This window comes from Neisseria sp. HMSC055H02 (assembly GCF_001813335.1).
Taxonomy (GTDB): domain Bacteria; phylum Pseudomonadota; class Gammaproteobacteria; order Burkholderiales; family Neisseriaceae; genus Neisseria; species Neisseria sicca_C.
Window position 1 is genome coordinate 206,556 of the sequence record NZ_KV812087.1, and the last position, 15,853, is coordinate 222,408.

The window sequence follows — 15,853 nt, forward strand, 5'->3', positions numbered from 1 at the left end:
AAGGTTAGGATGGGGGTGGCTTTACGGTTTGAGGGGAAATCAAATTCGCGCAGCCCGTAGAGCCACCCTCTCCCCAACCCTCTCCCGCTGGACGGGAGAGGGGGTAGGCTGCATGTTGCGCCGTAGATTTCTGCCCAACTACCGTCATTCCCGCGCAGGCGGGAATCTACTTTTAAATCTCAGCAACTGATTTTCAAACATCAGTTTCTTAGAATTTCCGATGAATTCCCGTCGTAACCTGTCCTCGCGTAGGCAGGGGCGGGAATGACAACAGTAGAGGTGTTTAATGTGGTTTGTTCATAAGAAAAGGTCGTCTGAAAACCTTTAAATCAGGTTTTCAGACGACCTTTTGTCTTGGTTTCTAAATGTTATTTCTTCAATTCCGCCAAAATTTCGTCAACGGTTTTCTTCGCGTCGCCGAAGCACATCACGCTGTTTTCGTTGAAGAACAGCGGGTTTTGTACGCCTGCGTAGCCGGTGTTCATTGAGCGTTTGAAGACGACGACTTCTTTTGCCTTCCACACTTCCAACACGGGCATGCCGGCAATCGGGCTGTTCGGATCGGTTTGGGCGGCGGGGTTGACGGTGTCGTTCGCGCCGATGACCAGCACTACGTCGGTTTCGGGGAAATCGTCGTTGATTTCGTCCATTTCCAAAACGATGTCGTAGGGGACTTTGGCTTCAGCGAGCAGTACGTTCATATGACCGGGCAGGCGGCCGGCAACGGGGTGGATGCCGAAGCGTACTTCGGTGCCGTTTTTACGCAAAAGCTCGGTGATTTCGGCAACGGGGTATTGTGCCTGCGCCACTGCCATACCGTAGCCCGGGGTAATGATGACGCTGCTTGCGTTGCGCAGCATTTCGGCGACTTCGGCGGGTTTGACTTCGCGGTATTCGCCGACTTCTTGGCTGCCGGAGGCTGCGGCGGAACCGTCGGTACCGAAGCCGCCTGCGATGACGGATATGAAGGAGCGGTTCATGGCTTTACACATGATGTAGGACAGAATCGCGCCGCTGGAGCCGACCAGCGCGCCCGTAACGATGAGCAGGTCGTTGGAGAGCATGAAGCCTGCCGCTGCGGCCGCCCAGCCGGAGTAGGAGTTCAGCATGGACACGACTACGGGCATATCCGCGCCGCCGATGGAGGCGACCAAGTGCCAGCCAAATGCGAGGGCGATCAGGGTCATCAGGATCAGGATGAAGCCGCTGCCGTCAACGGATACGAACACCAGCATCAGGATAAAGGATAAAACCAATGCGGCGAGGTTGAGCTTGTGTTTGGCGGGCAGTTGCAGCGGCGCGCTGCTGATTTTGCCGTTGAGCTTGCCGAACGCGACCAGCGAGCCGGTAAAGGTTACGGCGCCGATGAAGATGCCCAAATAGACTTCGACCAGATGGATGGTGTGCATATCGTGCGAAACGTTGCCCGGTTCGATATAGCTGTTGAAGCCGACCAAAACGGCCGCCAAGCCGACGAAGCTGTGCAAAAGCGCAATCAGTTCGGGCATTTCGGTCATTTCTACTTTTTTGGCTTTGTAGATGCCGATGGCGCCGCCGATGAGCATGGCGATGATGATCCAGCCCAGTCCGTGGGTGTTTTCGGAAAACACGGTAACGAACAAGGCGACCGCCATCCCCGCTACGCCGGAATAACAGCCCTGCTTGGCGGTTTCCTGCTTGGACAGCCCCGCCAGCGAGAAGATGAACAGTATCGCGGCTACGATGTACGCCGCTGTAACGAGTCCTGAAGACATGGTGATTCTCCAATTATTTGTGAAAGTAACTGTGTTTTTTAATCGGGTCGTCTGAAAGGGTTTGATGGCGGATTCGCTTAACCGTCAACCATTTGAGAATGACGGTTCGGGTATTTTTATTTCATCCGCATCACTCCGTTGCCGCTGCGTTTTCAGACGACCTTTGTATCGGGTTTTCTATCAGCCGCCGAATTGTGCCAAAAATTCTTCTTCGGTCAGCTTGGGCGTGTCGTTTGCCAGTTCGTAATACGGGGCTTTGGCGTCGATGAAAATCTGCTCTTCCAATTTGAAATCGGCGTTGTCGGCAAACAGTCCGGCGAAGACGAAATAGCTGTCGTTCGGTAGGAAATGGTAGAACAAATGTGTGCCGCAGTTTTTGCAGAACGCGCGTTCCGCCCATTCGGACGAATGGTAGCGGGAGATGTTTTCACCGCCGTCGATTTTCGGCGGTTTGGCGGCAATCAGCGAAAACGTCGCGCCGCTGCCCCAAATGCGGCACATCCCGCAATGGCAGGCGTGGACGTGTTTGTCGTGTTCCACTTCTAAAGATACGTTGCCGCACAGGCATTTTGCTTTCATGGTCGAAATCCTCATATTCGAAAACTGGCTTCCAGGTCGTCTGAAAACCCGCTGCATTCGTTTTAGCGAAATTCGCTACGCTTATTTTAGCGAAACTCGCTGAGCTCGTTTTCAGACGACCCCGCTGTCAGACAGCGGCTACAAACAGCCCGATGGTGCAGACAAATCCGCCCGTCCACATTGCCGAACGCAGGCTCGGTTTGTCTTTCAGATAACTGAAAATATAAGCAATGCGAAAGGCGATGAACGATATGGACAAAAGGTTGATGGTCGCTTGCGCGGCGTTGCCTGTGGCGTGTGCCACCAAAACAGCGGCGGCAAACGGGGCGAACACTTCAAAACCGTTTTGCTGCGCGGCATTGGCGCGCGCCGACAAGCCTTGCGTGCGGGCGAGGAAATCGCGCGGATTGCGGTTGTCCGACGGCTGAAAACCGCCCTGCGCTTTGGCGATGAAGGAACAAAACAGCGGCAGCAGCGATGCGATCAGGATGCACCAATAGGCTAAAGTCATGCTTTTACCCTTTCCTAAACATATTCAACATCCGGCGCGTTACATAGAAACCGCCGAAGATGTTGACGCTGGCAATCAGGATGGCGATGAAGGCCAGCAGGGTAACGAAACCGTTGCCTTGGCTGATTTGCAGCAGCGCGCCGACGACGATGATGCCGGAAATGGCGTTGGTTACGGACATCAGCGGGGTATGCAGCGAGTGGCTGACGTTCCAGACGACGTAGTAGCCGATGACGCAGGCGAGGACGAACACGATAAAGTGGTTCAAAAATGCTGCGGGCGCGACCGCACCGACCCACAGTACCAATACGGCGGCGATGACGGCGGGCGCGAGTTTTTTCCACAGGGGAACGGGTTTCGGTTCGGGCTTGGCGGCAGGCGCGGCTTTTTCAGACGACGTTTGCTGCGGCTGGGCGGAAACTTGAATCGGCGGAGGAGGGAAGGTGATTTCGCCGTCGCGGGTAACGGTCATGTTGCGGATAATCACGTCTTCGAAGTCCAGCGTGATTTCGCCGTCTTTGTTCGGGCTTAACAGCTTGGTCAGGTTCACCAAGTTGGTGGCGTAAAGCTGGGAAGACTGTCCGGCAAGGCGGTTTGCCATGTCGGTGTAGCCGATGATTTTCACGCCGTTGTCGGTTACGAACAATTCGCCCGGTTTGGTGAGTTCGCAGTTACCACCCGTCGCCGCCGCCAAATCGACGATGACGGAGCCGGATTTCATGCTTTCCACCATTTCTTTGGTGATCAGCTTGGGTGCGGGTTTGCCCGGAATGGCGGCGGTGGTGATGATGATGTCCACCTCTTTCGCCTGTTCGGCAAAGAGCTTCATCTCGGCGGCAATAAATTCGTCGCTCATCACTTTGGCGTAGCCGTCACCGCTGCCGCCCGATTCTTGCGGGAAGTCGAGTTTCAGGAACTTACCGCCCATCGATTCGATTTGTTCCGCCACTTCCAAGCGGGTATCGAACGCGCGCACCACTGCGCCGAGCGAGTTTGCCGTACCGATTGCCGCCAAACCCGCCACACCTGCACCAATCACTAAAACCTGCGCGGGCGGCACTTTGCCGGCGGCAGTGATTTGACCGGTGAAGAAACGGCCGAAGGCATTGGCGGCTTCAATCACGGCGCGATAGCCGCTGATGTTTGCCATCGAAGACAAAGCGTCCAAAGCCTGCGCACGGGAAATGCGGGGCACCATGTCCATCGCCAGCGCGTTGACTTTCTTGGCGCGCAAGGCTTCCACCAAAGCCTCGTTTTGGCGCGGCCACAGGAAGCTGACAATGGTCTGCCCTTCTTTGAGCAGAGGCAGCTCGCCTTCGGACGGCGCGTTGACCTTATAAATCAAAGGGCAGGCCCAAACCGTCGCTTTGTCGGCAACGGTCGCACCTGCTGTTTGGTAAGCGGCATCGTCCAAACTCGCCGCCAAACCTGCGCCGCTTTCGACAACGGTTTCAAAGCCCAGTTTGCTCAACAGGGCAACAGTGGCAGGCGTACAGGCGACGCGGGTTTCGCCGGATAATGACTCGCGTGGGATACCGATTTTCATCTCTGAATCCTTTTTTGGGTTGTCTGTATGTATAGTGGATTAAATTTAAATCAGGACAAGGAGGGTAATGCTGTACTGGTTTAAAGTTAATTCGCTATAAATGTTAATATGTTTCATATAATCCCCTTATAGCGAATTTTTCGACGGCTGGCAATAGCTGCGGCGGATGGTTTGCTTTTACGGTAAAGGTCGTCTGAAAGCTTATGTTTGCTGCCATTGATACGGGCTGGGGCTTGCGTTTCGTGTTAAAATCCTGTTTTAACAACATATAAAAGGAACACAATCATGCGCCTGCTTCACACCATGCTGCGCGTCGGCAACCTTGAAAAATCCTTGGACTTTTATCAAAACGTTTTGGGCATGAAGCTCTTGCGCCGCCACGATTATCCGGAAGGCCGTTTCACGCTGGCTTTTGTCGGTTATGGCAGCGAAGCTGAAAATACGGTTTTGGAACTGACCCACAACTGGGATACTGAAAGCTACGATTTAGGCAACGCCTACGGCCACATCGCTATCGAAGTGGACGATGCTTATAAAGCCTGCGAACGTGTAAAAGAGATGGGCGGAAAAGTCGTGCGCGAAGCAGGGCCGATGATGCACGGCACGACCGTTATTGCTTTTGTTGAAGATCCCGACGGCTATAAAATCGAGTTTATTCAGAAAAACAGTGGCAATGATTCGGTGAAATACTGATTTTTTGTCAAAAGGTCGTCTGAAACGTTTGGCGAAACCCGCCAAATCTGTTTCAGACGACTTTTATTATATTTATCGGTTCGACCCTTTGACCATATCCATCAAAAACAGGCGGCAGTCTAAGTTGCCGTTGTAGAGCGGGATTTTGCGTTTGGGCGAAAGGCGCATGAATTTCGGCATATCGCGGTCGCCGGTAAACATTCCCGCCAGCCAGCCCGCGTAATGCTGCTTCAGCCACGCACCCAACTGCGGATAAAGGGCTTGCAGGGCTTGGACTTCGGCAAGGCGGACGCCGTAAGGCGGATTGGAAATCAAAATGCCGCCTTCTCCATTAGGACGGGTGTCCTGCGCGTCTTTGACTTCAAAACGGATAAACGTGTCCACTTCGGCAGCTTGGGCGTTGGCAACGGCGGCGCGGATTATATAGCGGTCGTTGTCGCTGCCTGAAATCGGGGCAGGCGCGGGGCGGATTTGCGTTTCGGCTTCGTGTTGCAGCTTTTTCCAAAGGGCGGCATCGAAGTTTTTCAGCTTCTCAAACCCGAAACGGCGCATCAAACCGGGCGCGCGGCGGGTGGCAATCCACGCGGCTTCGATGACGATGGTGCCGCTGCCGCAAAACGGGTCTTGAAAAGGCTGCGTGCCGTCATAGCCCGCCAGCAGCAGCAACCCTGCCGCCAAATTTTCGCGCATCGGCGCTTCGCCTGTGTCTTGGCGGTAGCCGCGTTTGAACAAGGCTTCGCCGGATGTGTCGATGAAAATTTGAATGTCGCGCTCGTCGATAAAGGCATGAATGCGGATGTCGGGGCGGATTTTGCCGACACTGGGGCGCGCGCCGCAAGCGTCGCGGAACACGTCGCACACGGCATCTTTGATTTTCAGCCCGACGAAATCCAAACTTTTGACTTGGGCGCGTTTGCCTTCCACTTTGACTTTGAAGGTTTGTTCCAAGTCGAACCAATCCGTCCAGCGGATATTTTTCGCCGCTTTATAAATGTCTTGCTCGCTGCGGTAGCCGCTTTTGGTCAAGCGCAACAGCACTCGGCTGGCAGTGCGCGAATGCAGGTTGATGCGGTATACCTGCTCCATACCGCCTTTGCACGCGACGCCGCCGTCAACGGCGCGGATGTCTTGGCATTTGAGTTGTTCGAGTTCTTGGGATAAAGGGGCTTCGAGACCGCGCGGGCAGGTAACGAAGAGGGAATAAGTGGTCATGCGAACCTTTCGGGGGTAGGGCGGTTGAACTGGGATTGCGATAATTATAATGCTTTTCGCAACGGGATTTATCGAAAGGTCGTCTGAAAATTGCAGAAAGCGAGCGATATGGCTGCTGAGATAAAGAAGGTCGTCTGAAAACCAATCCCGGTTTTCAGACGACCTTTGCCGTATTTCAAACCGCCAATCAACGCGGATGAACCATATCGGCGGGGACGACCAGTTCGTCAAACTCTTCGCCTGTCAGCAAGCCCAGTTCGACGGCGGTTTCGCGCAGCGATTTGTCGTTTTTATAGGCGGTTTTGGCGACTTTGGCGGCGTTTTCGTAGCCGATTTTGCGGTTCAGCGCGGTAACGAGCATCAGGGAATGGTGCAGGAAATAATCGATTTTTTCCGGCACGGGTTCGATGCCGACGGCGCAGTGTTCGTTGAAGCTGTTGCACGCGTCGCCCAAGAGGCGGATGGATTGCAAGAGGTTGTAGGCGATAACGGGCATATAGACGTTCAGCTCGAAATTGCCCGACGCGCCCGCCATGCCGATGGTAACGTCGTTGCCGAATACTTGGCAGCACACCATGGTCATTGCTTCGCATTGGGTCGGGTTGACTTTGCCCGGCATGATGGACGAACCCGGCTCGTTTTCGGGGATTTTGATTTCGCCCAAACCGCAGCGCGGGCCGCTTGCCAGCCAGCGAATGTCGTTGGCGATTTTGTTCAGGCTTGCCGCCAGCGTTTTCAATGCGCCCGAAGCGGCAACGGCGGCATCGCGTCCGCCCAAGGCTTCAAATTTGTTCGGCGCGCTGACAAACGGCAGGCCGGACAATTCAGCGAGTTTGGCGGCGGCTTTTTCGGCGTATTCGGGATGGCTGTTCAAGCCCGTACCGACCGCCGTGCCGCCCAAAGCGAGTTCGTACAAACCTTTGAGCGCGTCGTTCAGACGGCCTAAGCCGTGGTCGAGCTGGGAAACGTAGCCGGAAAATTCTTGTCCCAAAGTCAGCGGCGTCGCGTCCTGCAAGTGGGTGCGGCCGATTTTGACGATGGGGGCGAATTCTTTGGCTTTTTTGTCCAAGGTGTCGCGCAGGGCTTTTACTGCCGGAATAAGGTGGCGGTTGATTTCAATCGCGGCGGCGACGTGGATGGCGGTCGGGAACGCGTCGTTGGTCGATTGCGCGTGGTTCACATGGTCGTTGGGATGAACGGGCTGGTACGCCGCCAAACCCGTACCGGCGATCTCGTTGGCACGGTTTGCCAGCACTTCGTTCATGTTCATATTGGACTGCGTGCCGGAGCCGGTCTGCCAAACCACTAAAGGAAACTGCCCGTCGAGCTTGCCGTTCAACACATCGTCCGCTGCCTGCGTAATCAAATCCGCCTGTTCGGGCTTAATCCTGCCAAGGGAAACATTGGTGGCGGCTGCGGCTTTTTTCACCAGCGCCAAAGCATAAATCAGCGGCTGCGGCAGGGTTTCGCCACCGATTTTGAAATTGTTACGGCTGCGCTGGGTCTGCGCGCCCCAATAGGCTTCGGACGGGACTTCGACATTGCCCATGGTGTCGTGTTCGGTACGGGTGCTCATGCGTTTCTCCTGAGTTAAATGATAATGCAAATAATTTGCAGGCGTATTATAACGGGCAGGAGGTCGTCTGAAAAGCGGGGGAAGGAGGTTTGGTAAATAGGGTGGGGCAGTATGTTGAACAATAGGGCAGGGCACGGATTGCGGTATCAAAAAAGGTCGTCTGAAAAGCAGAAAATGGCTTTTCAGACGACCTTTGCTTTATTTTTGAAGGCTTATTCGATGTTTTGAACCTGCTCGCGCATTTGCTCGATTAAGACTTTCAGTTCGACCGAAGCCTGCGTGCATTCTGCCGCAATGGCTTTGCTGCCCAGCGTGTTCGCCTCGCGGTTCAATTCCTGCATCAGGAAGTCCAAGCGTTTGCCCGCGCTGCCTTTGTTTTCCGTAACGATGCGGCGGACTTCGGCGATGTGCGTGCGCAGGCGGCTGAATTCTTCGTCAACATCGGATTTTTGGATAAACAGCGCAAATTCCTGTTGCAAACGGTCATTGTCGATATTGCCGACCGCTTCCGCCAAACGCGCGTTCACCTTGTCCATATGCGCCTGGAGCAGGCTGGGGAACAGCTCGCTCAACGCATCCACGATTTCTTCCATGCTGGCCAAACGTTGCAACAGATGTTCGCCGAGTTTTTTGCCTTCGCGTTTGCGGGCGGCGGCAAACTCTTTCAACGCTTCGTCCAACAGCTCTTGCACGGTTTTCGCCAAAGCTTCGGGGTCTTCGCTTTGATCTGCCAATACCCCAGGAAAGCGCAATACTTCAGCGACTGTCAGCTTGCCGAAACCGTGTTCCTTGCGCCAAGTTTTGTTCAAATCGGACAACTGTTTCACCAATTCTTCATTGGTTTCCAAACTCTGCCCGCCGACCGCCGCGTCTTGCAACTGAATGCGGCATTCCAATTTGCCGCGTGTGGCCGAAGCCGCAATTTTTTCGCGCAACGCGCCTTCCAGATAACGCAATTCTTCAGGCATACGGAATTGGACATCCAGATAACGGTGGTTCACCGCGCGGATTTCCAAGTTCACGCGCTTGCCGCCGCATTCGCCTGCGGCATTGGCAAAGCCGGTCATACTGTGGATATGGATGGATTGAGTCATGGTTTTACTCCGTTTCAATATACGAGTGAAAGTGGCGGGACTATAACACAATATAGGATAAGGTCGTCTGAAAACGATTTCAGACGACCTTAAACAGCCATCCAGCCGAATCCCGTATAATACCGACCACAAATTTTCACCGCTTCCCCAAAGGACAAATCATGAGCAGTTACACCCGCACTTCACGCGCTGCCGACAGCCTGCGCGACATCAAAATCACCCCGCACTTCCTGCCGCACGCCGACGGTTCGTGCCTAATCGAATGCGGCAACACCAAAGTTATCTGCACCGCTTCCATCGACGAAAATGTTCCGCCGTTCCTTCGCGGCAAGGGGCAGGGCTGGGTTACTGCCGAATACGGGATGCTGCCCGCGTCCACCGCCTCGCGTATGCGCCGTGAAGCCACGGCAGGCAAGCAGTCGGGTCGCACTCAGGAAATCCAGCGTCTGATCGGGCGTTCGCTGCGCGCCGTCGTAGATATGGAAAAACTGGGCGAACGCCAAATCCTAATTGACTGCGACGTGATTCAGGCTGATGGCGGAACGCGCACCGCGTCTATTACCGGCGCATTCGTCGCACTGCAAATTGCGGTCAACAAGCTGCTTTCAGACGACCTTATCAGCGAAAACCCCATCCGCGAAGCCGTTGCCGCCGTCTCCGCAGGCGTGGTGAACGGTGAGCCGCTTTTGGATTTGGATTACCCCGAAGATTCCGGCTGCGACAGCGATGTCAACATCGTTATGACCGCTTCAGGCAAAATCATCGAAATCCAAGGCACGGCTGAAGGCGCGCCGTTCAGCCTCGATGAATTGGGCAAACTGATTGCGCTGGCACAAAAAGGCATCGGCCAACTGGTGTTGCACCAGCAGACGGCTTTATCTGCAACGGTCTGAGTACAAGATGTTGTTTGAAATCCAATGATAGATCGTGGATTGTAGGGCTTTAGGTAATTTGGTCGGACCCCTTGTACATGAAAATCGACTCCGAATCAGCGTTTGCTCGGCGTATCGCATGACACGCGTCAAGCCGGGCATACGCTGGAAGTCAGGTTTTTACGGACTCTGACTTAATAGAAAGCTGTCTAAAAAACTGTTTTTCATCATACGGTTTTTTGTGCAATCCGAAATAAAAAAGCCTTTTCATGACAATAATCAACCGATGTCTGAGAAAGAGTCGCCGGTTCTTGAATTTCATGTAAAAAATAGTAATAATAAGCCCTTTTCCAGCAAACCCTGCTGCCCTACCAACTCCCCTCAAGAAAGCACGAAACATGGCGTTAATCGTACACAAATACGGCGGCACATCAGTAGGCTCACCCGAACGCATTAAAAACGTAGCCAAACGTGTCGCCAAAGCCCGCGCCGAAGGACACGACATCGTTGTCGTCGTATCCGCCATGAGCGGCGAAACCAACCGCTTGGTTGCGCTGGCGCACGAAATGCAGGAGCATCCCGATCCGCGCGAGCTGGACGTAGTCTTAGCTACCGGCGAACAAGTGACCATCGGCCTTTTGGCAATGGCATTGAAAGACATCGGCGTGAATGCCAAAAGCTACACCGGCTGGCAGGTCGCCCTCAAAACCGATACTTCCCACACCAAAGCCCGCATCGAAAGCATAGATGACGAAAAAATGCGCGCCGACCTCGCCGAGGGCAAAGTCGTCATCGTTGCCGGTTTCCAAGGCATCAGCAGTGAAGGCGATATTTCCACGCTCGGACGCGGCGGTTCCGACACCTCCGCCGTTGCGCTCGCCGCAGCCCTCAAAGCGGACGAATGCCAAATCTATACCGACGTAGACGGCGTTTACACCACCGACCCCCGCGTCGTGCCTGAAGCGCGCCGCATGGATACGGTTACATTTGAAGAAATGATCGAACTGGCAAGCCTCGGTTCGAAAGTTTTGCAAATTCGTTCAGTAGAATTCGCCGGAAAATACAAAGTGCGCCTGCGCGTACTGAGCAGCCTGCAAGACGGCGGCAACGGCACCTTAATTACCTTTGAAGAGGACGACAACATGGAAAGAGCTGCCGTAACCGGTATCGCATTCGATAAAAACCAAGCCCGCATCAACGTGCGCGGCGTACCCGACAAACCCGGCGTCGCCTATCAGATTTTAGGCGCGGTTGCCGATGCCAACATCGAAGTGGACATGATCATCCAAAATGTCGGCAGCGAAGGCACCACTGATTTCTCCTTCACCGTACCGCGCGGCGAGTACAAACAAACCATTGAAATCCTGACCAAACTGCAAGACAGCATCGGCGCAGCCGCCATCGACGGCGACGACACCGTGTGCAAAGTCTCCGCAGTCGGCTTGGGCATGCGTTCGCACGTCGGCGTTGCTGCCAAAATCTTCCGCACCCTCGCCGAAGAAGGTATCAACATCCAAATGATTTCCACCTCAGAAATCAAAGTTTCCGTCTTGATTGACGAGAAATACATGGAACTTGCCACCCGCGTCCTGCACAAAGCGTTTGATTTGGGTTAATCGGGTTGTATGCTTGAAAGGTCGTCTGAAATTTTATTTTCAGACGACCTTTTATTTTATTGTGGAAAAGTAGCCCAGTTTTTTGAATCAGGCATTTTTGAGTGAAAAGATTACAGGGGAGGGTGGTGGTATAGCGGATTAAAATTGTAATGATACAGCGTTGCCAACGCCCTTATATACTATCCGTAAACGGCACCCGTTGCCGCTTTGTCTCATTTTTATTTTAATCCGCTATAACAATGTAGATATTTACTGTTTTGATTTACTCCGGCTTGTCAGATATAGGCAGTAACAGCAATGTTTTCAGACGACTTTTTGATGCCTTGATATTTTGATGTCTTGATATTTAGTGAGGTTAGGCTATCTTTCTGTTTTCCCTTATAATGCCGAGTCTTTCTATACACTTTTCCGTCCTCCCCCTTTTCCCATGAAACCGATTTCTAGCTATACGCGCTGGTGGCGTTATAAATCCTACCTGCCCGACGCATCGCTGCCGGCGCATACGGTGGATTGCCCGGACTGCGGCAACCGCATGGATATTCCGCGCCTGCGGCAGGGACAGGAAGCGCATTGTCCGGTGTGCAATCATGAAGTAGTCGAGGTAGAAAACAATCCTTATGTTGCGCCGCTGGCTTACGCGGCGACTTCGCTGATTCTGATGGCGTTTGCGTACAGCATGGTTTATATCCGAGTGGAACTCTTAGGCGTAACATCCGTCTTGTCGCTGCCGGAAATGATGCTGCTCCTGATTTATCAGGATTACGGCTTTCTGGCGGAAGTGATGTTCGTCCTCACTTTCGGCGCACCGGTATTGTTTTTGCTGCTCTGCCTGTACGTTTATACCGCGCTGGTGCGCGAGCGGGCATATCCTGCGCTGCGGTTTGCGACGCGGGTTTTGGTCAGGCTGCGTCATGCGATTATGGTGGATGTGTTTTTTATTTCCACTTTGGTGGCGTATATCAAGCTCTCTTCTGTGGCGGCAGTGGAATTCGGCTCGGCGTTTTATTTGATGTTTGCGCTGTCGGTCATGCTGATTCGGACTTCGGTCTCGATTCCGCAGCATTGGGTTTATTATAAAATCCACAAACTGACGGGCGGGGATGCGGTGCAAACGGCATCCGACGACAAAACCTGTTGCAGCCGCTGCCTGTATTTCCGCGATAAAGACGAGCAGCCTTGCGAGGTCTGCGGTGCGGATTTGTACCGCCGCCGCCCGAAAAGCCTGAGCATTTCGCTGGCGTTTTTGATTGCGGCGTTTATCCTGTATTTCCCCGCAAATATTCTGCCGATTATGATTTCGTCGAACCCTACCGCGCTGGAAGTCAATACGATTTTCAACGGCATTGTGTATATGTGGAACGACGGCGACAGGCTGATTGCGGTGATTATTTTCAGCGCGAGTATTTTGGTGCCGGTCTTGAAGATTATCGCGATGGCGGTTTTGATTGCGTCCGCTTATTTCAAACCGCCGATGAGCGCGTCGAAAATGTCGGTGCTTTACCGGATTACCGAATCCATCGGCCGCTGGTCGATGATTGATATTTTTGTGATTATTATTTTGATGAGTTCTTTCCACACCAACATGGCGCGCGTCGTCCCCGGCGGGGCGGCGGTGTATTTCTGCCTGGTAGTGGTATTGACCATGCTGTCTGCCTATTATTTCGACCCCCGCCTGATTTGGGACAGGCGGCAGCAGCTTTCAGACGACCCCGATTCCGACGATAACCAGAAACAATGAAAAAACACGATTCTTCTCAAACGCATCGCGCACCCGCGCGCGTCAAAAAAACCAATGTCTTCACGTCTATCGTGTGGCTGATTCCGCTGATTGCGCTGATTGCGGGCGGCTGGCTGCTGGTAAAGGACATCCGCAACCGAGGTCCGGTCGTCACGCTTTTGATGGACAGCGCGGAAGGCATTGAAGTCAACAATACGGTGATTAAAGTGTTGAACGTCGATGTCGGACACGTTACCCGCATCAAGTTGCGCGACGACCAAAAAGGCGTGGAAGTTACCGCCCAGTTTAATGCGGACGCAACCGATCTGATACGCAGCGATACCCAGTTTTGGGTGGTCAGGCCGCGTATCGATCAGAGCGGTGTAACCGGTTTAGGTACGCTTCTTTCAGGTTCTTATATCGCGTTTACGCCCGGCAAAAGTGAAGAGACAAAGGACGTATTTGAAGTGCAGGACATCCCGCCGATTGCCGCCATCGGACAAAGCGGCCTGCGTCTGAAGCTGGTCGGTAAAAACGATAAAATCCTCAACGTCAGCAGCCCGGTGCTTTATGAAAACTTTATGGTCGGACAGGTAGAAAGCGCGCATTTCGAGCCTGCCGACCAAACCGTGCATTACACCATCTTCATCCAAAGCCCGAACGACAAATTGATTAATTCGGAAAGCCGCTTTTGGCTGGAGAGCGGCATCAATATCGAAACCACGGGCAGCGGTGTGAAACTCAATTCCGCTCCTTTGCCCGCGTTGCTTTCCGGCGCAATTTCGTTTGATTCGCCGAAAACCAAAAACAGCAAAAATGTGAAAAGCGAAGACAGTTTCACGCTTTACGACAGCCGCAGCGAAGTGGCAAACCTGCCCGACGACCGTTCGCTGTACTACACCGCATTTTTCAAACAGTCCGTGCGCGGTCTGACCGCCGGTTCGCCCGTCGAATATAAAGGACTGAATGTGGGCGTGGTTTCCGACGTTCCCTATTTTGACCGAAACGACAGCCTGCATCTGTTTGAAAACGGCTGGATTCCCGTGCGCATCCGCATCGAGCCGTCGCGCATGGAAATCAATGCCGAAGAACAAAGCAAAGAGCATTGGAAACAACAATTCCAAGCAGCTTTGGGCAAAGGTCTGACCGCCACCATTTCCAGCAACAACTTGATTACCGGCAGCAAAATGGTCGAACTGACCGACCAACCCTCGTCTTCGCCCAAGCTGAGACCGCACACCGTTTACGCAGGCGATACCGTCATTGCCACTCAAGGCGGCGGTTTGGACGATTTGCAGGCGAAAGTGGCGGATTTGCTGGAGAAATTCAACAATCTGCCGTTGGATAAAACCGTTGCCGGGCTGAACGGTTCGCTCGCCGAACTCAAATCCACCCTCAAATCTGCCAATGCCGCCCTAAGCTCCATTGACAAACTGGTCGGCAAACCGCAAACGCAAAACATCCCCAACGAGCTGAACCAAACCCTGAAAGAATTGCGTCAAACCCTGCAAGGCGTATCGCCGCAATCGCCCATCTACGGCGACGTGCAAAATACCCTGCAAAGTTTGGACAAAACCCTCAGAGACGTACAGCCCGTCATTAATACCTTGAAAGAAAAACCCAACGCGCTGATTTTCAACAGCAGCAGCAAAGACCCCATCCCGAAAGGAAGCCGATAATGCGCCTCTTCCCGATTGCCGCCGCCCTGACGCTTGCCGCCTGCGGCACCGCGCAAAGCCCGCAATATTTCGTCCTGCCCGACAGCCAATACATCCGGCCGGCGGCGCAAGGCAGTGAAATCGCGGTCAAAGTCAACCTTGCCGAACCGCTTGCCAACGGCGGCCTCGTTTACCAAACCGACGCGTATCATGTGAATTTGGCGAAGAACCACCTTTGGGCAGCGCCGCTTGACGGTGCGCTGGCGGCGAACCTCAGCAACAAACTCAACCGCCTCAACCCGCGCCATACTTTCGTTCCCGCCTCGCGCAGCCAAAGCGGCCAAACCCTGAAAATCTATGTTGAAGCCTTCCAAGGCAGCTATCAGGGTCAGACTACCGTCAGCGGCTACGCCCTGTGGCCGGACGGGCGCAACAAACCGTTTGACGTTACCACCCCGCAACAAGGCGACGGTTATACCGCCATGCTGGAATCTTTGGAAAACGGTTTGAACGAAGCGGCAAAAAGCATTGCCTATTGATGAGGTCGTCTGAAAACCCGCTGTGGGTTTTACCAAAACCATTCATCGTGCAAAAGAAAAAACATGCAAAACATCACGCTCTATACCCATCCCTTTTCACGCGGCAGATACGTCGTATGGATGCTCAAAGAATGCGGTGCGGAATACACCGTCGTACCCGTCCAGTTCGGCACGCAAATGAAATCCGCCGAATATCTCGCCATCAATCCGCAAGGTCAAGTCCCCGCGCTCAAATTCGGTGATGCCGTACTGACCGAATCGACCGCCATTATTACCTTTTTGGCGGAACAGTTCCCCGACAAACACCTCATTCCCGCCGCAGGTACGGTGGAGCGCGGCGAATACTACCGCTGGATGTGTATATTGATGCACCTCGAATACGCAGCCTTCAACAAACTGCACAACCTGCCCGTCGATACGCCCGAATGCCGCCGCCAAATCGGTTACGGCGATTTCGATACCGCATGGAACACATTGCGCGAACAC

The 15,853-nt window shown here is 53.6% G+C and carries 14 protein-coding genes; 7 read left to right on the plus strand and 7 right to left on the minus strand.

Translation table 11 applies throughout. From position 1 onward, the window contains the following. Nucleotides 1–368: 368 nt before the first annotated feature. The 4 genes from pntB to HMPREF2907_RS05240 all read right to left on the minus strand — a co-directional run bounded on the left by pntB (nucleotide 369) and on the right by HMPREF2907_RS05240 (nucleotide 4,390). Complete coding sequence (pntB, locus tag HMPREF2907_RS05225) at nucleotides 369–1,754, minus strand: Re/Si-specific NAD(P)(+) transhydrogenase subunit beta (RefSeq protein ID WP_070680791.1); 1,386 nt, start codon at nucleotides 1,752–1,754, stop codon at nucleotides 369–371. A 180-nt stretch (nucleotides 1,755–1,934) separates the two neighbouring features. Beyond that, nucleotides 1,935–2,333: a GFA family protein gene (locus HMPREF2907_RS05230; RefSeq protein ID WP_070680794.1), complete on the minus strand. Its 399-nt coding sequence runs from the start codon at nucleotides 2,331–2,333 to the stop codon at nucleotides 1,935–1,937. Between the two features lie 127 nt (nucleotides 2,334–2,460). Beyond that, nucleotides 2,461–2,844, minus strand: coding sequence for an MAPEG family protein (locus HMPREF2907_RS05235; RefSeq protein ID WP_003765063.1), 384 nt, complete (start codon nucleotides 2,842–2,844; stop codon nucleotides 2,461–2,463). A gap of 4 nt (nucleotides 2,845–2,848) precedes the next feature. Beyond that, a complete protein-coding gene (locus HMPREF2907_RS05240; protein WP_070440694.1) occupies nucleotides 2,849–4,390 on the minus strand; it encodes a Re/Si-specific NAD(P)(+) transhydrogenase subunit alpha in 1,542 nt (513 codons plus the stop codon). A 285-nt stretch (nucleotides 4,391–4,675) separates the two neighbouring features. Between HMPREF2907_RS05240 and gloA the strand changes: the two genes are divergently transcribed. Next, nucleotides 4,676–5,083, plus strand: coding sequence for a lactoylglutathione lyase (gene gloA / locus HMPREF2907_RS05245; RefSeq protein WP_016687772.1), 408 nt, complete (start codon nucleotides 4,676–4,678; stop codon nucleotides 5,081–5,083). A 72-nt stretch (nucleotides 5,084–5,155) separates the two neighbouring features. On the opposite strand, the gene HMPREF2907_RS05250 is transcribed toward gloA, so the two are convergent. The 3 genes from HMPREF2907_RS05250 to HMPREF2907_RS05260 all read right to left on the minus strand — a co-directional run bounded on the left by HMPREF2907_RS05250 (nucleotide 5,156) and on the right by HMPREF2907_RS05260 (nucleotide 8,965). Continuing rightward, nucleotides 5,156–6,295, minus strand: a complete 1,140-nt coding sequence (locus tag HMPREF2907_RS05250) for a THUMP domain-containing class I SAM-dependent RNA methyltransferase (RefSeq protein ID WP_070680797.1) — start codon at nucleotides 6,293–6,295, stop codon at nucleotides 5,156–5,158. A 187-nt stretch (nucleotides 6,296–6,482) separates the two neighbouring features. Then, nucleotides 6,483–7,871 (minus strand): class II fumarate hydratase, encoded by a 1,389-nt coding sequence (fumC, locus tag HMPREF2907_RS05255; RefSeq protein WP_070680800.1) that lies wholly within the window; start codon nucleotides 7,869–7,871, stop codon nucleotides 6,483–6,485. 212 nt (nucleotides 7,872–8,083) lie between these two features. Next, a complete protein-coding gene (locus HMPREF2907_RS05260; RefSeq protein ID WP_070680804.1) occupies nucleotides 8,084–8,965 on the minus strand; it encodes a YicC/YloC family endoribonuclease in 882 nt (293 codons plus the stop codon). A gap of 161 nt (nucleotides 8,966–9,126) precedes the next feature. Between HMPREF2907_RS05260 and rph the strand changes: the two genes are divergently transcribed. The 6 genes from rph to HMPREF2907_RS05295 all read left to right on the plus strand — a co-directional run. Continuing rightward, complete coding sequence (gene rph, locus HMPREF2907_RS05265; protein WP_070680807.1) at nucleotides 9,127–9,858, plus strand: ribonuclease PH; 732 nt, start codon at nucleotides 9,127–9,129, stop codon at nucleotides 9,856–9,858. A gap of 377 nt (nucleotides 9,859–10,235) precedes the next feature. Next, on the plus strand, nucleotides 10,236–11,453 hold the full coding sequence (locus HMPREF2907_RS05275) for an aspartate kinase (protein ID WP_039410099.1): 1,218 nt from the start codon (nucleotides 10,236–10,238) through the stop codon (nucleotides 11,451–11,453). A gap of 427 nt (nucleotides 11,454–11,880) precedes the next feature. Continuing rightward, complete coding sequence (locus HMPREF2907_RS05280) at nucleotides 11,881–13,191, plus strand: paraquat-inducible protein A (protein ID WP_070680814.1); 1,311 nt, start codon at nucleotides 11,881–11,883, stop codon at nucleotides 13,189–13,191. Then, nucleotides 13,188–14,849: an intermembrane transport protein PqiB gene (gene pqiB, locus HMPREF2907_RS05285; RefSeq protein WP_070680819.1), complete on the plus strand. Its 1,662-nt coding sequence runs from the start codon at nucleotides 13,188–13,190 to the stop codon at nucleotides 14,847–14,849. Before HMPREF2907_RS05280 ends, pqiB begins: the two co-directional genes overlap by 4 nt. Continuing rightward, nucleotides 14,849–15,367, plus strand: coding sequence for a PqiC family protein (locus HMPREF2907_RS05290; RefSeq protein ID WP_070680822.1), 519 nt, complete (start codon nucleotides 14,849–14,851; stop codon nucleotides 15,365–15,367). Before pqiB ends, HMPREF2907_RS05290 begins: the two co-directional genes overlap by 1 nt. 63 nt (nucleotides 15,368–15,430) lie before the next feature. Next, a partial coding sequence (locus HMPREF2907_RS05295; protein ID WP_070680825.1) for a glutathione S-transferase family protein occupies nucleotides 15,431–15,853 on the plus strand: 423 nt, incomplete at its 3' end.